Genomic DNA, 20,706 nt, shown 5'->3' on the forward strand with positions numbered 1-20,706 from the left:
GATGACGTCGGAGACCGTGCTCGTTACCGGCGCCTTCGGACAGATCGGCAAGCGCTGCACCGAGATCCTTTTGCGCCGTGGGCACACCGTGGTCGCAATGGACCTCCGTGGCGGCTCATCGGCTCCAAGTACGGCGATGAAGCGCTGGCCACCACCGCACACTTGGTCGATTAACTCCCAAGCCCCGGAAAGGCCGGCCGGTCCCAGCGATCCAGATTGACAACGTCGGAAAGCGGCCGCCGACGCAGTGGCCCGTGTTTGCCCTGGGGCCAACCGATGACGATATGACCGGCCAACAGCCAATCCTCGGGTACGCCGACGGCCTCGCGCAGCAACCGTTCCCCGCCGTAGGAAGCCCAGCTGGTCATACAGGCGCCCAAGCCCTGAGCCCGGACGGCCAGCAGGAAGTTCTGCATGGCGGGAAAGATCGATCCGCCGAGCAGAAGTTCGGACGCCGTCGGGTAATGCTGCTGGGCGAACAAGACTGACGTGAATTCGCCTGCCCGATCGTGCAACTCGTAGGTGGCCCGGTAGGTGCGAGCACGCCGGCTGTCATCGTCGGCCGCCGGCCTGCGCATTCCGTTGACCGGCTCGATCACCGCCAGCGCGCGCGCCGCCGCCGCGGCCACCACCGCCCGTTGTTCGGGCGATCGCAGCACCACGAAGCGCCAGCCTTGAGCATTGGCCCCGGACGGCGCCCACGTGGCCGCCTCCAGACACCGGGCAAGGGTGGCGTCGTCGACCGGCCGGTCGGTGAAGCGGCGGACCGTCCGGGCGGTCGACATCACCTCCCAGATGTCACCGGTCGCGCCGCCGCTGGGGCTGGCTGCCTCGGGCACCTCAACGTCATATCAGTATTGCCACCAAACCGATAGCGTTCGAGTTTGATTTCGAGGGGCGGGCGCTTTCCGAACCGGATCAACTCCGCGGAGCGTGGACGAATTCGGCTCTGCGCCAAGGAACGAATTTGCTTTACGCCAGCAAAGTCCCCAAGCGACACACCCGTTGACATTTCGGGGCAGGTCGGCATCCGAAAGATACAGTTTCCACCTGTGCAGAAGGATGCGTGATGACATGGGCTGACGCGGTCGACAAGATGTCGCGGCGTGAGTTTTTGGCTAAGTTGGCCGCCGCCACCAGTACCGGAGCACTCATGTCATTGGCCGGGCCGGTGATCGAAAAAGCCTACGGCGCGGGGCCGTGCTCCGGACATTTGACCGACATCGAGCACATCGTGCTGTTAATGCAGGAAAATCGGTCGTTCGATCACTACTTCGGCACGCTGTCGGACGTCGAGGGCTTCGACACCCCGACGCCATTGTTTGCGCAAAAGGGCTGGAACCCACGGACGCAGGCGCCGGACCCGGCTAGCACCACCCTGCCGTTCCGCCTCGACACCACCAGACCCCCGTTGCTCAATGGCGCGTGTGTCAATGACCCCGACCATGGTTGGGCCACCTTGCACGATTCGTGGAACGGCGGAGCCAACGACAACTGGCTACCGGCGCAGGCACGGACCCGTTCGGCGGCCAACATCCCCGCGACGCGCGGGCTATCACACCCGCGATGATCTCCCGATTCATTTTCTGCTGGCCGACACATTCACGGTCTGCGACCACTACTTTTGCTCGGTGATCGGGCCCACGTTTCCCAACCGGCTGTACTGGGTGAGCGCCTGGCTCGATCCCGACGGCGCCAACGGCGGGCCCCTGGTTGAGACCATCCCGACCCCGCCGATCGGCAAGTTCAGCTGGCCCATCATGCCGCAGCATCTCAGCGATGCGGGAGTCAGCTGGAAAATGTACTACGACAAGCGATTAGGGCCCGCGGTGAACAGCTACGTGGGTTACGGCGAGATTGTGCGATGGTTCACCCAAGCCCAAGACCCAAGGTCGGATCTGGTTCGCTTCGGGGCCACGCCCCGCTACCCCCGGGACTTCGCCACCGACGTCAAAGCCAATCGCCTGCCCCAGGTTTCCTGGTTGATTCCGAACTTTTTGGAGTCCGAACACCCCGCGATGCCGAACGCGGGCGGGGCCATCGCGTTCATGGACGTGCTGCGGATTCTGCTGTCGAATCCGGCGGTGTGGGAAAAGACAGCGCTGATCGTCAGCTACGACGAAAACGGCGGGTTCTTCGACCACGTGGTGCCGCCCACCCCACCGGACGGGACGCCGGGCGAATATCTGACCGTCCCTGACATCGACAAGGTCCGCGGGTCCGGCGGTATACGCGGCCCGATCGGTTTGGGCTATCGCGTTCCCGGCCTGGTTATCTCCCCATTCAGCCGCGGCGGGCTGGTGGCCCACGACGTGTTCGACCACACGTCACAGTTGCGATTGATCGAGACACGCTTCGGCGTGCCGCCGAACCCGTCGCGCCCCAACCTGAACCAGTCCAAACGCGTCCTGCCTCAGCTGGCGCAATGCGGGCTCGGGGTCGAAGCGGTGGCGGGAATATTTGAGCTGAATCCGCCCTACCGGGTTCCCTACCCGCAAGCGATGCCCGCCCAGGAGACCACGCCCGCCAGGGGGATTCCCAGCGGCCTGTGCTGAGCCGCCGGCCACCGTTGAGCCATCGTTGGCCGCACCGGCCGCAACTATTGACCGGGACCGGGCGCCACGCCGGACGGGGTTGCGCCGTAACCGATTTCAGAACATCAGGCGGGTGCACTCGGCGCATGTACCCTGGAAAGAAGTTGTTACAAACACGTAAACTGGGAGGAGATCGTGAAGCCGGACCGGAGGCAGAGGATAGCTGCGATACGGCGCCGTTGGATCGCGGTTGCGATCGCCGGCGCGGTTGCTGTGGCCGCGCTGATCGTGACGATGGTTCAGCCATTTGGCCCACCTCCACACCGGGCCCTCGCGCATAGCGACAAGAGTTCGCCCGTTGCCATGCCACCCATCCCGCCCATCCCTCCGATTGCCCCCCGGTACGGCGCGATCGCCGTTGCCGACAACGGCGCGGTGGGCAAAACGTGGGGCCACCGCAAGCGCGCACAGGCCGAGATTCACGCACTGACCACCTGCGGACACCCCAGCTGCAACGTGCTCAGCGTCTTCACTCGGTGCGGCGCCATAGCCCATGACGGCCAGAATTTCCACGGCGGACTCGGCCGGTCCCACCAGGCGGCCGGACACGATGCCAAGGCCAGGCTTGGCGGCGGCTGGGTCTTAACCTCGGCGTGCAACTGAGGCCATGGCCGCCGCGGCGGCGATCACGCGAAAGGCCGGCGACAGAAGTCGGTAGCGCACCGCAGCAACGCCCGCCACGGAGATTGTGCTCCACAACCAGCTAATGGGAATGTTATTATCTCCAGTGCAGAACATGACTTGCGTCGGCGTCCATAATTACATCTTCTAGCAGGACAAACGATTAACCGAAATGCTTACCGCAAAGACGTTGATCGGCGGGAGCGAAGAATGTTAGCTTCGCTAGCAGATACCCCGGCCGCGCTTGTGATGTTCGCCGGAGCTGGAGGGTGCCTTGGTGATTGAACATGCCGACGGGACGCGCATGCCAGTGATCGATGCCAGCGTGCACATCTTCTTTCCGTCCAACAAAGATCTGCGCAGCTTCCTGCGTGAGCCCTTCAAGAGCCGGGGTTTCCCCGACTACGAGATGGACTGGTACGGAGCCCCCGGTAGTGAATACGCGCCGAATACCGAGGGGCCGGACCGCCAATATCCCGGTTCAGACCCGAAATTCGTTGCCGATGAGTTGTTTTCACGGCGTGGTGTCGATGTGGCGGTACTGCATCCGATGGGCCGCGGGATCATGCCGGATCGGCACCTCGGCAGCGCGCTACACGCCGCGCACAACGAGATGATGGTGTCGCGCTGGCTGGAACACGACGAATTCGGCGATCGCTTCCGCGGCACCATCCGGGTGAACCCCGACGACATTGCCGACGCCGTACGAGAAGTCGCGAAGTGGCGTGCTCACCCGCGCGTGGTACAGATCGGTGTGCCGCTGCAGTCCCGCGAGCTATACGGCAAGCCACAGTTCTGGCCGTTGTGGGAAGCCGCGGTCGAGGCAGGTCTTCCGGTAGCCGTGCACATCGAATCGGGCGAGGGCATCGGATTTCCGCCAACGCCGTCCGGGCACACGCGCACCTACGAGCAGTACGTCAGCTTCATGGCGCTGAACTACCTGTATCACCTGATGAACATGATCGCCGAAGGGGTGTTCGAACGCTTCGCGGAGCTGAAGTTCGTCTGGGCCGACGGCGCAGCGGACTTCGTCACGCCATTTATCTGGCGGATGGATACCTTCGGCCGGCCGCATCTTGAACAGACCCCGTGGGCCCCACGGATACCCAGCGACTATTTGCCGGGCCACGTCTACTTCATCCAGGGCGGTCTGGACGGTCCCGGTGACGTCGAGTTCGCCGATGAGTGGCTGAGCTTCACCGGCAAGGAAGACATATTGATGTTCGGCTCCAGCTATCCCCATTGGCAGTGCTACGACCTCCGCGATGTCCGCAACCTACCCACCGCGCTGACGGCCGATCAGCGCGAGAAATTGTGCTGGCGCAACGCGGCCGAGCTGTACGGGATCGATATTTCTGCCGAGCTCACTAGTGGCTAGCCGGAGGCCGTCGCAGAATAGAGACGAGGGACGTTGAGGAGATCGACATGACGCTGACTCATATGCACGAACGGGTTCCCGCAGCCGAGCGCATCGCCGTCCGGTGTGTCGACTCCGACATTCATCCGGTGCCCAAGCGCGGTGAGATCAGCCCGTACATCCCCGAGCCTTGGCGCAGCAAATTTTTCCTCGACCACAAGGTCGGTGAGCTGATCTACTACGACGCGCCCGACTACGCACACAGCTTCGCGATGCGGGTGGATACCTTCCCGGCCGATGGCGAGTTCCCCGGCAGCGATCCGGACATGGCGTTTCGCCAGCTGATCATGGAAGCCGGCTCCGACATCGCGATCCTCGAACCCGGTGGGCGCACACCGCGCCTGCCCGAGGCGCATCAGGCGTACTCGACCGCGCTGAATCGCTGGCAGGCCAATCACTGGCTCGACAGCCACAACAACTGGCACCAACGCTGGCGAGGTTCCATCTGCGCGGCGGTCGAGGATCCGGAAGGGGCCGCGCGTGAGATCGAGGAGTGGGCCGGACACCCTTACATGGCAAAGGTTTTGATCAAGGCCGAACCCCGCCCCTGCTGGGGCCACCCGATGTACAACCCCATCTGGGCGGCCGCGACCAAGCATGACATCACGGTGAGCTGTCACCTTTCCCGCAGCAATTTCGAGATGCTGCCAACGCCACCGGTGGGCTACCCCAGCTACAACCACGACTTCATGGTCACCTACTCGCTACTGGCGGCCAACCAGGTGATGAGTTTGATCTTCGACGGTGTCTTCGACCGATTCCCGACACTGCGGATCGTGCTCGTCGAGCATGCGTTCACCTGGATCCTGCCGCTGATGTGGCGCATGGACGCGCTCTATGACGCCCGCAAGTCTCGGATGGACATCAAGCGCAAGCCGTCGGAGTACGTCAAGGAGCACATCAAGTTCACCACGCAGCCCCTGGACTACCCGGAAGACAAGACGGAGCTGACCCGGGCGATCGACTGGATGGAGGGTGACAAGATCTTGCTCTACTCTTCGGACTACCCACATTGGACCTTCGACGACCCCCGCTGGCTGGTGAAACATCTGCCCAAAGCGGCCCGGGACGCGGTGATGTACAAGAACGGCATCGCGACCTACCACCTGCCGGACACGGTGCCGGTTCTCGAAGGCCAGACCCGGGTGTTCTGAATTGGGCGAGAAGATAACGCGGCCACGGCTGGCTCAGGGGCGCGAACACATCGTTGCGACGGTGGACGAGATTCCGCCGGGAACCCACAAACTGGTGCCGATCGGCCGGCACGGTGTGGGTGTCTACAACGTCAACGGGACCTTCTACGCGATAGCCAATTATTGCCCGCACCAGGCGGTCCGCTGTGTTCGGGCCGCGCCCGGGGACGCACCATGGTCGACGAGAGCGCACCCGGTGACGCCGTGATGGTGCGCGATCTCGAGTTCATCTACTGCCCTTGGCATCAGTGGGGTTTCGAACTGGCAACCGGGACCACCGCGGTCAAACCGGAGTGGAGCATTCGCACCTACCCGGTCCGGGTTATCGGTAGAGATGTGCTGGTGATGGCATGACATTGCAGGACAATCGCGTATCCTCCGTCGAGGTTAACGGCGGTCGGGTGGTTTACGAAATCCTGGGCGATTCAGGATATCTCATTGTTCTGACCCCGGGCGGTCGATTCGGCAAGGACATCCCCGGCCTGCGGCCGCTCGCCCTGGCTTTGGTCGACGGCGGCTATCGGGTGCTGCTGTGGGATCGTCCGAACTCCGGCGCGTCCGATGTGCAGTTCTACGGGCAAAGCGAATCGCACATGCGCGCCGAGACGTTGCACGGCTTGTTGGCCGCCCTCGGAGTCCAGCAGTGCATCATCGCCGGCGGCTCCGGCGGGGCGCGGGATTCCATCCTGGCCACCATTCTCTTTCCCGAGCTGGTCAGCAAACTAGTGGTGTGGAATATCGTCGGTGGCATCTACGGCACCTTCGTGCTGGGTTCCTACTACCTGGTCCCCAGCATTTTGGCGGTGCGCGGCACCGGAATTGAGGCGCTGCTCAAGGTGCCCGAGTGGCGCGAGCGCATCGAAGCAAACCCCACCAACAGACAACGGTTCCTCGACCTGGACCGCGACGAGTTCTTGAAAGTCATGTTGCGCTGGCTCAACGCCTTCGTGTCCAAACCGGGGCAGACCATTCCCGGCGTCGAGGACGAAATGTTCGATCGCATCAAGGTTCCCACGCTGATCATCCGCGGCGGCGAGAACGATTGGGATCATCCCAAACGGACCTCATTGGAGGTCAGCTGCCTGATCAAGGGATCCGAGCTGATCGACCCACCCTGGCCGGAAGACGCTTGGGAGCGTGCCGCCGAGGATCGCGCGGCAGGAAGGGTGAAGCACTTCAACATGTTTGACACCTGGGTGCTGGCAGCACCCGCGATCCTGAAGTTCTTGGACTCGTGACTGCTCACAATGGGCTACCCGGTGCGGATATGGACCTCGCAATTGAGCGACGCTTCCAGCGCCGTGTGAATTCGGCTTTCCGGGACACGTTCGAGGTCGGCTTCGCGCAGCGTGACGTAGACAATGTCATAGCCGTCGTCCCCGGGTTCGCGAAGGATCTCGCCGACGAGCCCAAAGGCCGACAGCACGCCGTGGGCATCGTCGTCGGTTCCCCTGCTGATGAAGGTGACCACGCCGACCACCGGTCGTACCCTGAAAGCGCCGGCGCACAACTCAATTGCCGCCGCCTTGGCCTCATCAACGTCGTCACCGGCGATAAGCAATTCCACCTCCCGACGGCCGACCGGCCGCGACTCGAGGTCGTTGTCGACCACACCGGCGCCAGCCTCGTCGGCACGCGTGCGGAGCGCAGCCATGCCCGCGCGTAACTGGGCCGCGGTCAACGACCCGGCCGGGTCGACATTGACCCGCACCACCGCAGTCCGCATGCGGGCTACCCTAGCGCGCAATCACCGACCGGCGACGATAGCGGGCTGATTGATGGAAGCACTCGACATCGCATTCAAGGCGACCGCCTGGCCGGGCTGCCCGCCGCGGTTACTGCGCGTGGCGGGCGGCCACGCGGACCAACAGGACCACGAAGACGTTGCGGCGTACCGGGCCCAAGGCGGGTACCGCCCGCTTGGCGACGCCGACAAGTTGCTGCGCGAGATCGACGCGAGCGGACTCCTCGGCCGCGGTGGGGCCGCATTCCCGCTCGCGGTGAAAATGCTTGCGGTGCACGACAACTGCCGCCGTGCCGGGCCGGCGGGCGGCGCTGTGGTCATCGCCAACGGCGAGGAGGGAGAGCCGGCCTCTTTCAAAGACCGATGGCTGCTGCGCAACCGCCCGCACCTGGTTCTGGATGGGCTGCGCCTGGCCGCGGCGCTGGTGGCCGCCACGCGCGCCTATGTCTATGTGTCCGACCCGGAATCCGCGCGCAGCGTCGAACGCGCCCTGACACAGCTGGATCCCGACGCATTCGGTGGTATCGCCGTCAGTGTCTGGGCCGTACCACCCGGGTACGTGGCCGGCGAGGAGACCGCCGCGGTCCGCGCGATCAACGGCGGCCCGGTCAAACCAACCGACAAGCCGCCGCGCCCCTTCGAATACGGCGTCAGCGGCCGGCCCACCCTGGTCAGCAACGTCGAGACGCTGGCCAATCTGCCGTACCTGCACCGCCACGGGGCGAGCGAGTATCGCGCGCTGGGTACGCCATCGTCGCCGGGGACATTTCTGGCCACCATCCCCGGAGCCGGCCGAGCACCCGTGCTCTACGAACTCCCCTACGGTTTACCGTTTTCCGAACTGCTGGCACTGCATGCGGTTGCGCCCACAAAGATCCGTGGAGTCTTGATGGGCGGCTACTTCGCCGGCTTGCTCAACCGTGGGGTGCTCGGCACCACACTCGATCACGAGACGATGCGACGGCTGGGCAGCGGTCTGGGCTGCGGCGCAATCTCGGTGATCACCGACGGCTGCCCGGTCGCGGTCGCGGCTTCGGTGTTGTCTTACTTCGACCGCGAAAACGCCGGGCAGTGCGGGTCCTGTTTCAACGGAACCGCAGCCATGGCCGCCGTTGGCGGCGCACTTCGGGATTTCGCTGCAACCAGCGAAGACATCGATCGACTGCGCCGCTGGTCGGTGGTGTTACGCGGGCGCGGCGCCTGCGCGACCCTGGACGCGGCGACCAATGCGGCCGCCACCCTGCTGAGCCAATTTCCCGACGAGGTGGCAAGCCATCTCGAAGGCGCCTGCCAAGACTGCTCGAGCAGAACCGGCGGAGCGTTTCGCGCCGAACGCCCCTACCAGGCCACGGCACCGGTGAGGCAACCATGAGAATTCGTCTCGATCGCACCGTTTGCGACGGCTTCGGCCTGTGCGCCAAGCAAGCGCCCGGCTACTTCACGCTCGACGCTTGGGGATACGCCTGCCTGAGCGGGGACGGCACGGTGCGGGAGGAAGACCGCGATGCGGTGCTGCGGGCGCTGATGGACTGCCCGGCGCATGCCATCACCGAAATCGGAGAACGCCAGCCAGATGTGGTGCAGCACTCCCCGGCCAGCGCCGAAGATCCCGCTGAGCACCTCAAAACCGAGTCGAACGAGGCGCAGTGGGGTTTTACCCGGTGACCGGCTGGGCTCGGTGCCCGCGCAAGTCCGTGGCAAGACGTCTCGAAACTGCCCAGCCCAAGCTGATAACGTAATTCTCGTATTCGCATAATGCTCCTTCCGCTCACGCCGGGGCGCTCAACTTGCGGAGGTGAAGTGTCAGCAGCACCGGGACGTCCGCTGCCCCTGATCACCGACGAGAACGAGTTCTTCTGGACTTCGGGCGCCGACGGCAAGCTACGCCTGCAGGAATGCGCCGCCTGCGCATCGTTGATCCATCCGCCCGCACCGGTGTGCCGATACTGCCGATCCCGCGATATGGGTGTGCGGACCGTCTCCGGTGCGGCAACACTCACCGGATTCACCGTCAACCACCGGTTCAGCCTGCCCGGCCTGCCTGCCCCCTATGTGATCGCCCAAGTGGCAATCGCCGAGGACCCCAGGGTCCGGCTGACCACCAACATCGTGGAGTGCGACCCGGATCGGATCGAACTCGGCCAGACCGTGGAGGTGGTGTTCGAGCGCATCGAGGACGTGTGGCTACCGCTGTTTCGTCCGCGCACCGACGCGCAACCGCGCCCGCTGCCCGTCGATGAGATCGCGCCGCAGCGCTTCGGTGAACATGTGCGCCCCATGCTCACCACGCAGAAATTCGAGGACAAGGTGGCGCTCACCGGGATCGGCATGTCCACCATTGGCCGCCGGCTGATGGTTGCGCCGCTGTCGCTGACGGTAGACGCCTGCGAGGCGGCAGTCGCCGATGCCGGGCTGACGTTCGACGACATCGACGGTCTGTCCACCTACCCCGGTGGCGGCAATCTCGGCGGTTTCGGTGAGGGTGGCGTCACCGCGCTGGAGGCAGCGCTGGGCATCCGGCCGGTCTGGCACAACGGCGGCATCGAGACGTTCGGGCTGGGCGGATCGGTGATCGCCGCGATGCTCGCCGTCGCCGGCGGGCTGGCGCGTCACGTGTTGTGTTTCCGCACGCTCTGGGAAGCCACCTACAACGAGCTGATGAAGCGGGGCAAGATCGCCCCGCCCGGCGGCCGGACCACCAGCTGGCAATACCCATTCGGCGCGACGTCGGCGGCACACACCCTGGCGATCAACGCGCAGCGCCACTTTCACCGCTACGGCACCACCAAAGAGACGCTGGGGTGGATCGCGCTGAACCAACGCGCGAACGCCGAGTTGAACCCCACCGCCGTCTATCGCTCACCGATGACGATGGACGACTACCTGAACGCCCGGCCCATCACCACCCCGTTCGGTCTTTTCGACTGCGACGGTCCCTGCGACGCAGCGATAGCCGTCATCGTCTCCGCCGTCGACGCCGCGCGCGATCTGGCCAAACCACCCGTCCTGGTGGAGGCCGTGGGCACGCAGATCATCGAGCGGATCGACTGGGACCAAAGCACGCTCACCCATGAACCGCAGGTGCTAGGCCAAGCGGCACACGTGTGGACCCGCACCACGCTGCGCCCCGCCGACGTCGACGTCGCCGAACTCTATGACGGATTCACGATGAATTGCCTGTCCTGGATCGAGGCACTGGGGTTCTGCGGGATCGGCGAGGCGAAGGAATTTCTCGACGGCGGTAAAAACATCGCCCGCGACGGCCTGATACCGCTCAATACGCACGGCGGTCAACTGTCACACGGGCGCACGCACGGCATGGGTCTGCTGCACGAAGCCGTAACCCAGCTCCGCGGTGAGGCGGACGCACGCCAGGTCGCCGGCGCCCGGGTCGGCGTGGTCAGCAGCGGCGGCCTGACTCCCAGCGGCGTGATCCTGCTGCGGGCCGACACATGAACCAAGCCCTGGTCCGGCCGCGGGTGGTGATCGTCGACGGCGTGCCGATGTCGGGCCTGCTCGCCGAGGCCGCAGACCCCACGGGTCCCAAAGCCACCGTCGTGGCACTGCACGGCGGCGGCACCTCATCGTCGTACTTCGACTGTCCCGGACACCCGCAACTGTCGCTGCTGCGACTCGGCGCGACTCTGGGCTTCACCGTCGTCGCCCTCGACCGGCCCGGCCACGGCAGTTCCGCACCCTATCCGGAGGCGATGCAACACCCCGAGCAGCGCGTCGATCTCGCATTCGGCGCCATCGATCGCATGCTCGACCAGCGGCCCCGCGGGGCGGGCCTATTCCTGATGGGCCATTCGGGCGGCTGCGAGTTGGTGCTGCGGATGGCAACCAGCCCGCGCGCCGCCGATCTGCTGGGCGTCGAACTGGGGGGCACCGGACGGCGCTACCACCCTGCCGCCAAGGAAGTCATGCGGTTGGCCGCGCTACAGGATCGCCCACCCGGGGTGCGCGAGCTGTTGTGGGAGCCGATGCACCTGTACCCGGACGACATTCGGCGGGGTATCACGAACTCCTCGACAGCTCCCCGTTACGAACGCACGGTGGCCCTCAATTGGCCGAACCAGGACTTTCCGGCGCTCGCACCGGGCGTGCGGGTGCCGGTGCGGTTCACCCTCGGCGAGCACGACAATGTATTCCGGGCCGACCCGAGCGAACTGGCCGAAATTGCCGATATGTTCTCGGCCACAGAGCATTTCGTTAACAGTCGACACCCTGGGGCCGGGCACAATCTCAGCCTCGGACACACCGCCGCCGACTACCACCGCCGGGTGTTGTCCTTCGTCGAGGACTGTGCGTCCGCACGCCCCCCGGATGGCGACGCTGCCGCGGCGGCCGGTTGATACGGATCGGATCCGCCGGGCCGGTCCGGTCCTTTTCGACGCGCGACGAAAGCGCTACCGTTAGCGTTACAGTCGAGCATTCCGGCGTAACGCCCGCAGCCCGCACTTCGCCGTCGAGGAGTATGCAATGACCACATCGAAGGTCGTCTTCGATCCGTTCTCCGAGGAGTTTTTCAACGGACCATGGGAGACCTACCGGCGGATGCAAGCCGAAGCCCCGGTGTACTACAGCGAGCAGTACGACTTCTACGCGTTGACGCGCCATGCGGATGTGGCGGCGGGGCTGAAGAACTTCGAGAGGTATTCGTCCGCCTACGGCGTTGACTTGTCGATGGTGCGCTCCGGCCAGAAGCCGCCGCAGTCGATCATCTTCATGGATCCGCCCGACCACCGACACATGCGCAGCCTGCTCAACAAGGTCTTCACGCCGCGCGCGATTCAGGCCCAACGCCAGACGGTCATCGACAAGATCGACAAGTACCTCGGCGCGCTGGACCCCGAGGGCTTCGATGCGGTTCAGGAGTTTTCCGGCCCATTCCCGGTTGAGGTGATCACCACCATGCTGGGCGTGCCCGAACGGCACGCCCAGCAGGTGCGCCATTGGATCGACGAATCACTGACCCGCGAGCCCGGCCAGGTCGAAGTCGGTGAACAGGGCATGCAAGCCAACATCAACACCGCGATGCGCTACTACGACCTGGTCAAGCAGCGGCGCGACGACCCGCGTGATGATCTGTTCACCAAGTTGATCAACGCCGAGATCGAGCGCGAAGACGGGCAGGTGACCAACCTTGACGATCTCGAAATCGCCGGATTCGCCACCCTTTTGGGCGGAGCCGGCGCCGAGACGGTGACCAAGCTGGTCGGCAATGCGGCCGTGGTGTTCGCTCGAAATCCCGAGCAGTGGCAAAAGCTGCTCGACGATCGCAGCAAGGTCCCCGCCGCGGTCGAAGAACTGCTGCGCTATGAGGCATCATCGCAATATCAGGTCCGGCGCGCCATGGAAGATGTTGAGCTGCACGGCGTCACGATTCCGGCCGGCAAGCCGGTGTTTCTCATCAATGGTGCGGCCAACCGCGACCCGCACGCCTGGACCGATCCGGACAAGTTCGACATCGACCGCGACCCGCACGAAGCCACCAACCTCGGTTTCGGCTACGGGATTCACAGCTGCCTGGGCGCGGCGTTGGCCCGGATGGAAAGTGCGATCGCGCTGGAGAAGTTGCTCGATTTCATGCCTGCCTTCGAGGTGGACTGGGCGGGCTGCAAACGTGTTCACATGCAAAATGTCGCCGGCTGGCAGAGCGTGCCGGTGCGGGTACTGCGGTAGGGGTGCTGCCATGAGGATCGAAGTCGACTGGGACCTGTGCGAAAGCAACGGCATATGCATGGGCGTCGTCGCGGAGGTGTTCCAACTCGGCGACGACTACATGTTGACCGTTCTGCAGCCAGAAGTCACGCCCGAGAACGAGGAGCTGGTGCGCGAAGCGGTGCGCCAGTGCCCGCGGCAGGCCATCTCGATCACGCGGTAATACCGGCGCGCCCTCCCGATGCCCACCATCCTCCATGGGCACCGGAGGCGACGTCGATCGGCCAGCAGCGCAGTAGCTAGCGGCGGCGAATAACTGCAGGTCGAAAACCGAATGCGGCGCACAACACGGGTGCTAGCGTGAGCTACTCGCTTGGCCATGGGCGGGTCGCCGCCGGGGCCATCAGTCTCCGATCGAAGGATGCGAACATGTCGTTTGTCGCGGTCGCGACGGACCTATTAGCCACGGCAACAATGGATTTGGATCGTATCGGGATGGCTATCAATGCCGGCAGCACCGCGGCCGCAGCCTCGACCACCGAGGTAGCCGCCGCGGCTGCCGATGAGATCTCGACAGCGGTTGCGGAGCTCTTCGGCGCCTACGCGCGCGGCTATCAGATCATCGGCGCCCAAGCCGCGATGTTTCATGCCGAGTTCGTCAGGGCCTTGGACATCGGCGCGGGCGCCTATTGGGCCACCGAAGTCGCCAACGCCTCGCCGCTGCAAAGCCTTGAACAACAGCTACTCGCGACGATCAACGCCCCCACCCAAACGCTGCTGGGGCGCCCGCTGATCGGCAACGGCGCCGACGGCGCGGCCGGCACCGGCGCAGACGGCGGCGCCGGCGGGCTGCTCTACGGCAACGGCGGGGCCGGCGGATCCGGCGGCACCGCCCACCCCACCGGCGGGCGCGGTGGGAATGCCGGCCTGTTCGGCAGCGGCGGCATCGGCGGGTCCGGTGCCGCTGGCGCGGCCGGCGGCACCGGCGGTAACGGCGGGTTGCTCTACGGTGCCGGCGGCAACGGCGGCGCCGGCGGCAATGCCGTCATTCCCGGCGGCGACGGCGGTATGGGCGGAGCCGGCGGGGCCGCCGGCGTCAACCCCAGCCCGCTACCCGCCGGCACACCGGCTGCCGCCGGAACCCCCGGCGGCTCCGATCTCGGCCAGCCCGGCGCACCCGGCGGGCCCGGGGACTACGGAGTCAGCACCGCGACCGTCGGCCAGCCCGGCGGTGAGGGCGGTGCCGGCGGCGACGGCAACTACGTGGGAGGTGTCGGCGGCACCGGGGGCGCCGGCGGGGTGGGTGCCGTGGGCGGCGACGGCGGCCGCGGCGGTGACAGCACCACCGGCACGGTGGCAAAGCTTGGCGTCGGCGGCGCCGGGGGTACCGGAGGAGCCGGAGGCGCCGGCGCCGCGGGGGGTAACGGCGGAGACGGCGGGTCGGCCATTGCGGACAGCAATGAAGGCGGGACCGGGGGCACCGGAGGAACCGGCGGAACCGGCGCCGTCGGCAGAAACGGCGGTACCGGCGGCAATGGGTTCGTCGGCGGCGCGGGCGGCAGCGGCGGTAGCGGCGGCGTGGGCGCCGCCGGCGACGGGGGCGGTGCCGGCGGCGTCGGCGGCGCGGGCGGCCACGGTGGACTGCTGTTCGGCGATGGCGGCGCGGGCGGCAGCGGCGGGGGCGGCGCCATGGGCGGTGCCGGCGGCGTCGGCGGCGCGGGCGGCCACGGTGGACTGCTGTTCGGCGATGGCGGCGCGGGCGGCAGCGGCGGGGGCGGCGCCATGGGCGGTGCCGGCGCCGCCGGCGGTCAGGGCGGTACCGGCGGCACTGGTGGAGATAGCAGTGCCATCGATGACCGGCTTGCCGGCAATGGTGGAAACGGGGGCACCGGGGGAGACGGCGGTGCGGGCGGCGACGGCGGCAACGGCGGCGCCGGCGGTGCCGGCGGGCTCTCCGGCCACACCGGGGCCAGCGGTGCGGGCGGGTCCGCGGGAACCGGCGGGGCAGGTGGCACCCCCGGCGCCGGAGGCGACGGCGGATCTGCTGTCATCATGCCGGGCATTTCCGGCGCTGACGGGCGCCTCGGTGACGCCGGCGCGGACGGCGTCGCCGGTCTTTCCGGCTGAACCGGGGACAAACTACCGGGGCGCGGGCTCTTCGCCGCTGGGCACCATCAGCTCTCGCTGATCGCCTGCTCCGGGCAGCATTGGATGGCCTCGCGGACCGCTTCCTCCAATTCCATTGGGACATCGGATGTTATCGCCACCGCGTAACCGTCATCGGTCAGGCTGAACACCTCCGGGCACAAGGTCAGGCACATGCCGTGGCCCCGACAACGTTGATCGTCCACCCGGACCTTCATGCGGGCGTGAAATCCAAATGCAGCTCGGTCAGGCCGCGCAGGATGTAGGTCGGAACATATTGGTAGCGACGGTCATTCGCCGGTCCGTGCACCCGCTCGCTGATCGTGATGTCAGCCGTTCGGTCCAGCAGGCGCTCGATGGCGACCCGGGTTTCGGCGCGCGCCAAGGGCGCACCCGGGCAGCTGTGGATCCCCCGCCCGAACGAGAGGTGCTGGCGGGCATTCTTGCGCGCGGGATCGAACGTCGCGGGCTCGACGAATCGTCGGGGATCCCGATTGGCCGCGGCTTGCAGCACCATCACCGTGGTGCCCGCGGGCAGGTCGACTTCGCCCACGGTGGTCGGGACCCGGGACAACCGGAAGTCTCCCTTGACCGGGCTCTCGATGCGCAGGGCCTCTTCGATGAAGTTCGGGATCAAGCTGCGGTCCCTGCGCAGCTGCTGCTGAATGTCCGCACGCTCACCGATGATCTGCAGGGCGGCGCCCAGTAGCCGCACGGTGGTCTCCTGGCCCGCCGAAAAGACGTTGCAGGCAACGCGAGCCACGTCCTCGACATCGGGGACGGTGCCGTCCGGGAAGGTCGCGGTGGCCAGGCCGGTCAGCACGTCCTCGCGTGGTTCGCGTCGACGGTCGCGCACGTAGTCGGCGAAGGCTCCGTAAAGGAATTCCAGCGGGTTGTGCGCCAAGGCCTCTTTGCCGGTGCCCCCGACACCGCCACCGGCGTGGTGGTGGATGTTGTTGACAAAGGTTTGCCGATCTTCGGGCGGCACGCCCAAGAGATCGGCAATCACCAGCAGCGTGAACGGGCTCGCAAAGCCTTTGATGAACTCGCCCTCCCCCGCGGCCAGATAGTCGTCGAGCACCCGGTCGGCGAGCACCCACATGGCGTCTTCGTTTTCCTTGAGCCGCTTCGGGGTGATCAGCCGCATCAACAGGGCGCGATGGTTGGTGTGGGTCGGCGGGTCCAACGTCGGCAACTGGTCGCTGAACGGCAACTCGCTGCGGTGCCGCTCGATCAGCTCGGTGACATCGTCTCCTTCCAGCGGTACCGGGAAACCGGGAAACGGCCCGGTCACCGAGATGCACGAGGAAAACGTCTCGGCGTCGTTCAAGACGCTGACGGCTTCGTCCCAGCCGGTCACCATGGTCACCCCGTGGTGGCCCTCGCCGGTGACCGGGCAACGCTGGCGGAGAGTCTCGTAATAGGGGTAGGGGTTCTCGACGAGCCCGCTGTCGCGGAAGAAATCCGGCTCGGCACAATCATTCATGAGAACCTTCCTCTCAAAGATGATTATGACATTTCCATAGCGGGTCCGTCGGCGTCAATGCACCCAACCACCGAGCGCGCGGTGACTACACCGGCACGAACTCGCAGCTCAGGCCGGAACCAAATCGGCGGCGACCGAGTCCCGCGCCACCAGTCCGCTGCGGAATATCTCGCTGCCGTCGACCGCACCCGGTGCCGCCGCGGCGGCGGCCAGCGCGGCGGCCTTGAAGGTCCGGGCGGCCGCGCTCAGCGGATGCAGCACGCGGCTAACGCTGGCCTCCAGCTCGGCCGGCCAGGATTCCCCCCACAGCGTCACCTCGGTGACGCCATGATCGATGGCTTGCAGCACACCGCGCCGCACTCGTGGGTCGCAACCAAATAGATCCGCCCCGGCCGCCAATGCCTGCGGACGCGGCCGGGTTGCCACCGACGCCAGCGCACATTCGAGGTCCAGCGTCTGGGCTCCGAGAATGTGCAGCGGCCGATCATCGAGGTGGTCGGCGACCAGCACGGTGACATCCCACCCGGCCATGGCCCGGTCGAAAAGCCAGCCGCCGGCATATCGCACCACGTCGATGACCGTGGAGGCGACGACGTCGAGTCGATATCTCATGTCGTGCTCGGCAGGGAAAAGTCGCGCGCGAGTGCCTCGGCGTACTCCTTGAACACCTCGGTCAGCGGTATCGAAGGATCGAGCAACCATGTCATTTCCATTCCGTGGATGAAGGCAAGGATCTCCACTGCTTTGACGGTCGGATCTAGGTCGGCGCGATATCGGCCAGCCTCCTGACCACGACGGATGGCCTCGGCGACGATCTCGCACGCGTCGCGCTGGCGGGACACCAGGCGGTCATGTAGCGGGGCATCGGGGTCGATGTTCTCGGCCAGCAGCACGGTGAAGGTACCGACCAGTTCGGGCGCCCGGGTGAAGCGATCGGCGACCTGGGCAATCTCGCCGATCAGGTCACCCAAGCGATCGGCATGCGCGTCGTCATCGAGGTCACGCGCATCCAGCACCGCATGCAACAGCTGTTCTTTGGACTCGAAGTGATGCAGCAGACCCGCAGGGGTCACGCCCGCTTCCCCGGCGATCTGAGCCAAGGTCGTGTTGCGCCAGCCGTTGCGCGATAGCAGTCGCTGCGCGACGCCCAGGATGCGCTGTTTGCGATCCTCGCCTTTGGCGAGAAGCGTGTCGTACGGCCGTACTTCAGGCACTGGATTCCCTCTGAACCGCGTGGGCTAACCAACCTAGTGAATACACAGTAGGTTGGTTTGCGCCGCGATGGCAAGGGCGTCATTTTTGCCTTGTCGGCTGCGCCTAGCTGAGTAGCTCGACCAGGGTGGCGTTGGCGGTACCCCCGCCTTCACACGTGGTCTGTAGCCCATAACGAATGCCGTTGTCGCGCATGTGATGCACCATCCGCGTCATCAGCACCGCGCCCGAGGCACCCAGCGGGTGTCCGAGCGCGATGGCGCCACCCAGCGGATTCAGCCGCCCCGGGTCCGCCCCGGTTTCCGCGAGCCAAGCCAGCGGTACCGGCGCAAAGGCTTCGTTCACCTCGAAAACCCCGACCTCATCCAGCGAGACTCCGGACTTGCCGAGCACCTTCTCGGTCGCCGGAATCGGGCCGGTCAGCATCAGCACCGGGTCGGCGCCGGTGACCGCGCCGGCGCGGTACCGCACGATCGGCGTCAAGCCGAGCTCCAGCGCCATTTCCGAGGTGGTCACCAGTAGCGCCGCGCAACCATCGGAGATCTGTGAGGAGTTGCCGGCGTGGATCAATCCATCCTCGACGAACGCCGGCTTGAGGCCGGCCAGCTTCTCCACGGTGGTCCCCCGTCGAACCCCCTCGTCGGTATCGACAACGGTGGCGGCTGCGGGAAACACGGGCACAATTTGGTCGGTGAAGGCGCCGCGATCCTGGGCGGCGGCGGCCCGTTGGTGCGACAGGGCGGAGTACTCGTCGAGCCGATCCCGGGAAAATCCCCACTTCTTGGCGATCAGCTCGGCCGACAAACCCTGGTTGAACGAGAAATTGTCATACCGAGCCAATACTTTCGGGCCATAGGGCATCCCGGTCGCCCTGGCCGCTCCAAGAGGAACCCGGCTCATCACCTCGACGCCGCCGGCAACCACGACGTCTTGCTGGCCCGACATCACCGCCTGCACCGCGAAATCGAGGGCCTGCTGGCTTGATCCGCAGGCCCGGTTGACGGTGGTACCGGGAATGGTCTCCGGCCAGCCCGCGGCCAAGACCGCGTAGCGGCCGATGTTGCTGGACTGGTCGCCGACCTGCGAGACGCAGCCCCAAATCACGTCATCGACGATCTCCGGACCGACACCAGCGCGTTCCAGTAATTCGTTGAGGACGACGGCCGACAAATCGGCGGCGTGCATGCCGGACAGTCCTCCGTTGCGCTTCCCCACCGCCGTGCACACGGCCTCGACAATGACTGTCTCACGGCCTGTTCCACCCATGTCCGGCTCCCATCACCCGTTGATCGCCGAGCGTGCCCTCAGCACGAAAAAGTCGCGGTACGTGCACGTTCGACGCGCAGCAAGCCTAGTTGGTCTCAGTAGCTGCGCGGCAGCTTCAACACATGTGAACCAAGGAAGTTCAAGATCATCTCCTGACTGACCGGCGCGATCTTCATCAACCTCGCCTCCCGGAAGTACCGCGCAACGTGATACTCCTCCGCGTAGCCCATGCCGCCGTGGGTCTGCAGGGCTCGGTCCGCGGCGGCGAACCCCGCATCCGCGCACAGGTACTTGGCCGTATTGGCCTCACGTCCACAGGGTTTGCCGTTGTCGTAGAGCCAGGTGGCCTTGCGCAGCATCAGCTCGGCAGCGTCCAGCCGGGCCAGCGAGTCCGCGAGCGGGAACTGCAGGCCCTGGTTCATGCCGATCGGCCGGCCGAATACCTCCCGCTCGTTGCCGTATTTGACCGCCTTGTCCAGCGCCACCCGGCCGATTCCGAGCGCCTCGGCCGCGATCAGCATCCGCTCGGGGTTCAGCCCGTCCCGGATGTACTGAAACCCGTTGCCTTCCTCACCAATTCGATCCTCGACGGGGATCTCCAGGTTGTCAATGAACAGTTCGTTGGAGCTCACGGCATTGCGGCCCATCTTGCGGATCGGCCGCACCTCCACCCGGCTGCGGTCGAGGTCGGTGATGAACAGGGTCATCCCGTCGGTCTTCTTCTTGACCTCGTCATAGCTTTGGGTACGAGTCAGCAGCAGAATCTTGTCGGACTCCACCGCCTTGGAGATCCACACCTTTCGTCCGTTGACCACGTAGCGGTCGCCGTCCCGCTTGGCGAAGGTGGTGATGCGCGACGTGTCCAGCCCCGCACCGGGCTCGGTCACCCCGAAGCAGACGTGGGTTTCCCCGGTCGCCACCGACGGCAGGGTGCGCGCCTTGAGTTCGTCTGAACCGTGCACGACGACCGGCTGCATGCCGAAGATCGACAGGTGAATCGAGCTGGCGGCGTTCATCGCGCCACCGGACTTGGCGACCTCCTCGAGCAGGATCGTGGCCTCGGTGATGCCCAGCCCGTGGCCGCCGTACTCGGTCGGGATCGTCATGCCCAGCCAACCGCCGTCGGCGATGGCACGGTAGAACTCGGCCGGAAATTCGTGCGCCTGATCTTTTTCCATCCAGTAGTGGTCGTCGAACCTCGACGCCAACTCGGCGACCGATCGCCGGATCAGCTACTGGTCCTCGGTCAGCTCGAAATCCATTCCACCGCTCCCTATCCACTGCTACCTATCCACCGCGAGCAGACGCAAAATCACGCAGTCACCACCCAAAGTATGCGATTTTGTGTCTGCTCGCCGGGCAGT

19 protein-coding genes and 3 pseudogenes are annotated in these 20,706 nt (G+C 65.8%); 14 read left to right on the forward strand and 8 right to left on the reverse strand.

The genetic code is table 11. The features are described from left to right. Position 1: 1 nt before the first annotated feature. Positions 2-124 (forward strand): annotated as a pseudogene (locus tag CKW46_RS25935) (NAD-dependent epimerase/dehydratase family protein); the annotation flags it as partial. A gap of 46 nt (positions 125-170) precedes the next feature. On the opposite strand, the gene CKW46_RS25940 reads toward CKW46_RS25935, so the two are convergent. After that, positions 171-785 carry a nitroreductase family protein gene (locus tag CKW46_RS25940; protein WP_051045890.1) on the reverse strand — a complete coding sequence of 205 codons (615 nt, stop codon included), beginning with the start codon at positions 783-785 and terminating at the stop codon, positions 171-173. 311 nt (positions 786-1,096) lie between these two features. Here CKW46_RS25940 and CKW46_RS25945 point away from each other — a divergent pair. The 6 genes and pseudogenes from CKW46_RS25945 to CKW46_RS25970 all read left to right on the forward strand — a co-directional run bounded on the left by CKW46_RS25945 (position 1,097) and on the right by CKW46_RS25970 (position 7,063). Further along, a pseudogene (locus CKW46_RS25945) lies at positions 1,097-2,555 on the forward strand (phospholipase C). Between the two features lie 414 nt (positions 2,556-2,969). Further along, positions 2,970-3,197 carry a DUF4189 domain-containing protein gene (locus tag CKW46_RS25950; protein WP_499018489.1) on the forward strand — a complete coding sequence of 76 codons (228 nt, stop codon included), beginning with the start codon at positions 2,970-2,972 and terminating at the stop codon, positions 3,195-3,197. A gap of 295 nt (positions 3,198-3,492) precedes the next feature. After that, entirely contained in the window at positions 3,493-4,593 is a 1,101-nt protein-coding gene (locus CKW46_RS25955) for an amidohydrolase family protein (protein WP_117437826.1), read from the forward strand. 47 nt (positions 4,594-4,640) lie between these two features. Beyond that, positions 4,641-5,786 (forward strand): amidohydrolase family protein, encoded by a 1,146-nt coding sequence (locus tag CKW46_RS25960; RefSeq protein ID WP_015357162.1) that lies wholly within the window; start codon positions 4,641-4,643, stop codon positions 5,784-5,786. Positions 5,787-5,847: 61 nt separating this feature from the next. After that, positions 5,848-6,179: pseudogene (locus tag CKW46_RS25965) on the forward strand (Rieske (2Fe-2S) protein). After that, on the forward strand, positions 6,176-7,063 hold the full coding sequence (locus CKW46_RS25970) for an alpha/beta fold hydrolase (protein ID WP_482052567.1): 888 nt from the start codon (positions 6,176-6,178) through the stop codon (positions 7,061-7,063). The pseudogene CKW46_RS25965 and the gene CKW46_RS25970 overlap by 4 nt, the downstream one beginning before the upstream one ends. Before the next feature lie 14 nt (positions 7,064-7,077). Here CKW46_RS25970 and CKW46_RS25975 read toward each other — a convergent pair whose 3' ends face one another. Further along, positions 7,078-7,551 (reverse strand): hypothetical protein, encoded by a 474-nt coding sequence (locus CKW46_RS25975; RefSeq protein ID WP_012396266.1) that lies wholly within the window; start codon positions 7,549-7,551, stop codon positions 7,078-7,080. A 52-nt stretch (positions 7,552-7,603) separates the two neighbouring features. Between CKW46_RS25975 and CKW46_RS25980 the strand changes: the two genes are divergently transcribed. The 7 genes from CKW46_RS25980 to CKW46_RS26010 all read left to right on the forward strand — a co-directional run bounded on the left by CKW46_RS25980 (position 7,604) and on the right by CKW46_RS26010 (position 15,360). After that, on the forward strand, positions 7,604-8,941 hold the full coding sequence (locus tag CKW46_RS25980; RefSeq protein WP_482052568.1) for an NADH-ubiquinone oxidoreductase-F iron-sulfur binding region domain-containing protein: 1,338 nt from the start codon (positions 7,604-7,606) through the stop codon (positions 8,939-8,941). After that, on the forward strand, positions 8,938-9,234 hold the full coding sequence (locus CKW46_RS25985; protein ID WP_117437821.1) for a ferredoxin: 297 nt from the start codon (positions 8,938-8,940) through the stop codon (positions 9,232-9,234). The genes CKW46_RS25980 and CKW46_RS25985 overlap by 4 nt, the downstream gene beginning before the upstream one ends. 90 nt (positions 9,235-9,324) lie before the next feature. Then, entirely contained in the window at positions 9,325-11,025 is a 1,701-nt protein-coding gene (locus CKW46_RS25990) for a thiolase C-terminal domain-containing protein (RefSeq protein WP_482052569.1), read from the forward strand. Then, positions 11,022-11,924: an alpha/beta fold hydrolase gene (locus CKW46_RS25995; protein ID WP_117437819.1), complete on the forward strand. Its 903-nt coding sequence runs from the start codon at positions 11,022-11,024 to the stop codon at positions 11,922-11,924. The genes CKW46_RS25990 and CKW46_RS25995 overlap by 4 nt, the downstream gene beginning before the upstream one ends. A gap of 127 nt (positions 11,925-12,051) precedes the next feature. Next, entirely contained in the window at positions 12,052-13,254 is a 1,203-nt protein-coding gene (locus CKW46_RS26000) for a cytochrome P450 (RefSeq protein WP_117437818.1), read from the forward strand. 10 nt (positions 13,255-13,264) lie between these two features. Continuing rightward, complete coding sequence (locus CKW46_RS26005) at positions 13,265-13,456, forward strand: ferredoxin (protein ID WP_117437817.1); 192 nt, start codon at positions 13,265-13,267, stop codon at positions 13,454-13,456. Between the two features lie 206 nt (positions 13,457-13,662). After that, entirely contained in the window at positions 13,663-15,360 is a 1,698-nt protein-coding gene (locus CKW46_RS26010; protein WP_482052570.1) for a PE family protein, read from the forward strand. Positions 15,361-15,407: 47 nt separating this feature from the next. Here the strand turns inward: CKW46_RS26010 and CKW46_RS26015 are convergent, their stop codons facing one another. The 6 genes from CKW46_RS26015 to CKW46_RS26040 all read right to left on the reverse strand — a co-directional run bounded on the left by CKW46_RS26015 (position 15,408) and on the right by CKW46_RS26040 (position 20,574). After that, the gene (locus CKW46_RS26015) at positions 15,408-15,596 is read right to left on the reverse strand and encodes a ferredoxin (protein ID WP_012396274.1); all 189 of its coding nucleotides are present in this window, start codon (positions 15,594-15,596) and stop codon (positions 15,408-15,410) included. Continuing rightward, a complete protein-coding gene (locus tag CKW46_RS26020; RefSeq protein WP_012396275.1) occupies positions 15,593-16,864 on the reverse strand; it encodes a cytochrome P450 in 1,272 nt (423 codons plus the stop codon). The genes CKW46_RS26015 and CKW46_RS26020 overlap by 4 nt, the downstream gene beginning before the upstream one ends. 108 nt (positions 16,865-16,972) lie before the next feature. Continuing rightward, a complete protein-coding gene (locus tag CKW46_RS26025) occupies positions 16,973-17,476 on the reverse strand; it encodes a hypothetical protein (RefSeq protein ID WP_012396276.1) in 504 nt (167 codons plus the stop codon). After that, positions 17,473-18,078 (reverse strand): TetR/AcrR family transcriptional regulator, encoded by a 606-nt coding sequence (locus CKW46_RS26030; protein ID WP_012396277.1) that lies wholly within the window; start codon positions 18,076-18,078, stop codon positions 17,473-17,475. The genes CKW46_RS26025 and CKW46_RS26030 overlap by 4 nt, the downstream gene beginning before the upstream one ends. Before the next feature lie 103 nt (positions 18,079-18,181). Next, a complete protein-coding gene (locus CKW46_RS26035; RefSeq protein ID WP_482052571.1) occupies positions 18,182-19,342 on the reverse strand; it encodes a thiolase family protein in 1,161 nt (386 codons plus the stop codon). Between the two features lie 95 nt (positions 19,343-19,437). After that, positions 19,438-20,574 (reverse strand): acyl-CoA dehydrogenase family protein, encoded by a 1,137-nt coding sequence (locus CKW46_RS26040; RefSeq protein ID WP_252872389.1) that lies wholly within the window; start codon positions 20,572-20,574, stop codon positions 19,438-19,440. Positions 20,575-20,706: the final 132 nt, after the last annotated feature.

This window comes from Mycobacterium liflandii, assembly GCF_022354805.1.
GTDB lineage: Bacteria > Actinomycetota > Actinomycetes > Mycobacteriales > Mycobacteriaceae > Mycobacterium > Mycobacterium marinum.

Coding starts and splice junctions, on each gene's coding strand:
- CKW46_RS26020 (WP_012396275.1), bottom strand. CDS start 16,864: ATGAATGATTGTGCCGAGCCGGATTTCTTCCGCGACAGCGGGCTCGTC.
- CKW46_RS25970 (WP_482052567.1), top strand. CDS start 6,176: ATGACATTGCAGGACAATCGCGTATCCTCCGTCGAGGTTAACGGCGGT.
- CKW46_RS25990 (WP_482052569.1), top strand. CDS start 9,325: ATGCTCCTTCCGCTCACGCCGGGGCGCTCAACTTGCGGAGGTGAAGTG.
- CKW46_RS26000 (WP_117437818.1), top strand. CDS start 12,052: ATGACCACATCGAAGGTCGTCTTCGATCCGTTCTCCGAGGAGTTTTTC.
- CKW46_RS25985 (WP_117437821.1), top strand. CDS start 8,938: ATGAGAATTCGTCTCGATCGCACCGTTTGCGACGGCTTCGGCCTGTGC.
- CKW46_RS26010 (WP_482052570.1), top strand. CDS start 13,663: ATGTCGTTTGTCGCGGTCGCGACGGACCTATTAGCCACGGCAACAATG.
- CKW46_RS25995 (WP_117437819.1), top strand. CDS start 11,022: ATGAACCAAGCCCTGGTCCGGCCGCGGGTGGTGATCGTCGACGGCGTG.
- CKW46_RS25975 (WP_012396266.1), bottom strand. CDS start 7,551: ATGCGGACTGCGGTGGTGCGGGTCAATGTCGACCCGGCCGGGTCGTTG.
- CKW46_RS25940 (WP_051045890.1), bottom strand. CDS start 785: ATGTCGACCGCCCGGACGGTCCGCCGCTTCACCGACCGGCCGGTCGAC.
- CKW46_RS25960 (WP_015357162.1), top strand. CDS start 4,641: ATGACGCTGACTCATATGCACGAACGGGTTCCCGCAGCCGAGCGCATC.
- CKW46_RS26015 (WP_012396274.1), bottom strand. CDS start 15,596: ATGAAGGTCCGGGTGGACGATCAACGTTGTCGGGGCCACGGCATGTGC.
- CKW46_RS26035 (WP_482052571.1), bottom strand. CDS start 19,342: ATGGGTGGAACAGGCCGTGAGACAGTCATTGTCGAGGCCGTGTGCACG.
- CKW46_RS25980 (WP_482052568.1), top strand. CDS start 7,604: ATGGAAGCACTCGACATCGCATTCAAGGCGACCGCCTGGCCGGGCTGC.
- CKW46_RS26005 (WP_117437817.1), top strand. CDS start 13,265: ATGAGGATCGAAGTCGACTGGGACCTGTGCGAAAGCAACGGCATATGC.
- CKW46_RS26025 (WP_012396276.1), bottom strand. CDS start 17,476: ATGAGATATCGACTCGACGTCGTCGCCTCCACGGTCATCGACGTGGTG.